We start from the raw sequence: 2,803 nt of genomic DNA, 5'->3' as shown, positions 1-2,803 counted from the left end.
GGTAGGGGGAGGACCCCTGCCCCGGCCGCTCCGCCGTGGTTCCACGATCCGATGGCCCGCGGGATCGGCAAGCTCCCGGGCATCTCCGGCACGAGCGACATCGTGGTCGCCATGGTGGTCCGGGTCGCCGTGGAGACGGGGGCGACGGTCCTCACCTCCGACCCGGTGGACGTCGGCATGATCGCCGAGGCCGTGAAGGCACGGATCCCCCTGGCCACCGTCTGACCGGTCGGCGAGCCGGTGCGCGCCGGGGGGAGTGGGCCGTGCCCCAGCCCCCGGCGGCGCTTCCGGGAACCGGTACCGCTTGACCCCCTTGCCACGGCGGGCGCGGAACATGAGAATTCCTCGTGTCCACCGAGGAAGCGGAGGGCCATGCGCCGGGACCTGCTCGCCGCCGCCGTCGGCACCGTGCTGCTCCTGGACGCCCTCCGGGTGTTCCTGCCGTCCCTGATCACCGTGTTCGGCCAGGCCGGGACGACCGATCCCGCGCTGATGGGCGCGTTCGCGCTCGCCTGGTTCCTGGCCCCGTTCCCCTTCGTCCCCCTCGCCCGCCGGATCCCGCCCACGGCCATGGCGGGCGCCGCCGTCGTGGTGATGGCGGCGGGGCGCCTGGCGCTCCAGGCCACCGAGGGCGGCGACCCGCAGCTGTACGTCTCCGCGGCCACGGTGGGCGCGGGGACCGTGTGGCTGGTGTGCACCGCGATGGCGTCCGCCGTCGACGGACGCCTGTGCGGACGCGAGGTGGTGACCGGGGTCGTCGCCGCGATCGCGGCCACCGCGGTCGTACGCTCCCTCTTCGGCGTGATCGACCTCGTGTGGTGGCCGACGCCCCTGGCGTGGGCGCCGGTCATCGCGGAGGTCGGGCTCCTCCTGCTCCTGCTGCTCAACGTCCGGGACACCGCCCCGGGGCCCGCCCGCCCCGTGCCGCCCCGGGCCTGGCTGGTCCTGGGCCCCCTGTTCTTCCTCAGCGGCCTGTACACCGCCAATCCGGCGGTGGGGCAGACCCTCGCGGGGTCACCTCTGGGCGCGGCGGCCGTCGCCACGGGCGCCGTGCTGTCGGTGGGCCTCGTCCGGCGTCCGCTCCTTCCGGGCCGGAGCCGGTGGGCGGCCCCCGTCGTGCTCCTGGCCGCGCTGGCGTGGCTGGCCTGGGCGTCCTCCGACGGCGTGACCCCGGAGGCGGCGGCCCTGCCGTCCGCGGCGGCGCTGGTCGCCGGTCAGCTCGCCCTGGCCGCCTGCGCGGGCCGGGCCGTGTTCGCCCGGCCCGGGCGGGCGTCGGCGGCGCGCAGCGGGCTGGCCGCCGCGTCGGGCCTGCTGGTGTTCGTGGTGCTGGTATTCGCGTTCTACTCCGCCTACGACCTGTACGTGCCCAACGCGTACGTGCCCTTCCTCGCCGCGGCCCTGCTGCTGCCCGCCGTGTCCTCCCCGGTTCTGGAGGCCGGTGGGCCTCCGCGCCCTCGCGCACTCGCGCTGACCGCGGGGACGGCCGCGCTCACCCTGGCGGCCACCGCCCTCTGGCCCGTGTTCGCGGCCCGCACGTTCGCACCCGCACCCGCGAGCGGGACCGAGGGGCTGCGCGTGGCCGCCTACAACGTGCGGATGGGCTTCGGCATGGACGGCCGGTTCTCCGTCACCGAGCAGGCCGGGGCGCTGCGCCGCCTGGACGCCGACGTCGTCGTCCTCAGCGAGGTGGACCGGGGCTGGCTGCTCAACGGAGGCAACGACGTGCTGTCCCGGCTCGCGCTCGAACTCGGCATGGCCGCGCACTGGGGACCGGCCGACGGGCCGCTGTGGGGCGACGCCGTGCTCACCTCCCTGCCGGTCACCCGTGAGCGGCGGCACCCGCTCACGCCGAGCGGTCCCACCGGGGCCCAGGCGCTGGAGGTGACCGTGGACCACGGCGGCACCGGGGTCACGGTGGTCTCCACCCACGTGCAGCCCGCCGACCGCGGCTTCCGCGCGGAGTCCTCCCGGCGCCAGCTGCGCGAGATCGCGGAGATCGCCCGCCGGGCGCGGGAGCGCGGAACGCCCGTCGTGGTGGCGGGGGACCTCAACATCGAACCGGACGACCCCGCGTGGGGCCTGCTCACCGAGCACGGACTGCTCGACGCGTTCCGGAACACGCGTCCCTTCCCCACCCTGCCGGGGGAGACCGGCTCCGACCAGCAGATCGACCACGTCCTGCACACCGGGGACCTGGCGCCGAGCGATCCGGCCAACCCGGACGTGCCGCACTCCGACCACCGGCCGGTGGCCGTCACGCTGACCCCGGTCGCCTGACCGTCAGGGGGAGGGGTGTTCGTACCTGCGGCGCCTGGACACCCAGTACACGTTCACGCACGCGGCGACGAAGCCCGCGCCGAGCAGGACGACCAGCCAGAGCTGGTCGGTCCACACGTACGCGGCGATCGCGCCGAGCAGTAGTACCAGGGCGCCGAACACGGCCAGCACCGCGCGGAAACCCAGGGCGCTCGCCGGACGCTCGTGGCTGCCCAGGGGGCCCTTCAACCTGCCGCGTCGCATGACGTCCGCTCCCTTCCGTCGCCGTACGCTCCCGGTTCCCGCGTGGGACCCGGTCCACCGATTCTCCCCGGTCCCCTACCCAGCCAGCGGCAACCACGCGGAAAACCTCCTCCGGGCGCCGCACGCGAAGGCGCGGGAGCGGCCACCGGGTCCGGGAGGGGCGTCCCGGACCGCTGCGTCCGCGCGGCTGAGCGCGTCCCGGGTGACCGTCGCCGACTCGGGCGGCGATCACCCGGGGTCGGCCGAGACGACGCGGCGGGGGCGCCCCGAAGGACGCCCCCGC

The 2,803-nt window shown here is 76.0% G+C and carries 2 protein-coding genes and 1 pseudogene; 2 read left to right on the top strand and 1 reads right to left on the bottom strand.

Features of this window, described 5'->3' with window-relative positions:
* A pseudogene (locus DQW06_RS29120) lies at window positions 1-225 on the top strand (hypothetical protein); the annotation flags it as partial.
* A 147-nt stretch (window positions 226-372) separates the two neighbouring features.
* Window positions 373-2,277 (top strand): endonuclease/exonuclease/phosphatase family protein, encoded by a 1,905-nt coding sequence (locus DQW06_RS03320; RefSeq protein ID WP_071621012.1) that lies wholly within the window; start codon window positions 373-375, stop codon window positions 2,275-2,277.
* A gap of 3 nt (window positions 2,278-2,280) precedes the next feature.
* On the opposite strand, the gene DQW06_RS03315 is transcribed toward DQW06_RS03320, so the two are convergent.
* Window positions 2,281-2,520 (bottom strand): membrane protein, encoded by a 240-nt coding sequence (locus tag DQW06_RS03315; protein WP_013156395.1) that lies wholly within the window; start codon window positions 2,518-2,520, stop codon window positions 2,281-2,283.
* Between the last annotated feature and the right edge of the window lie 283 nt (window positions 2,521-2,803).

Source organism: Nocardiopsis sp. TNDT3, from assembly GCF_003427465.1.
Lineage (GTDB): Bacteria > Actinomycetota > Actinomycetes > Streptosporangiales > Streptosporangiaceae > Nocardiopsis > Nocardiopsis dassonvillei.
The sequence above is the reverse complement of the archived record's forward strand: the minus strand, read 5'-3'. Positions and strand labels throughout refer to the sequence as shown.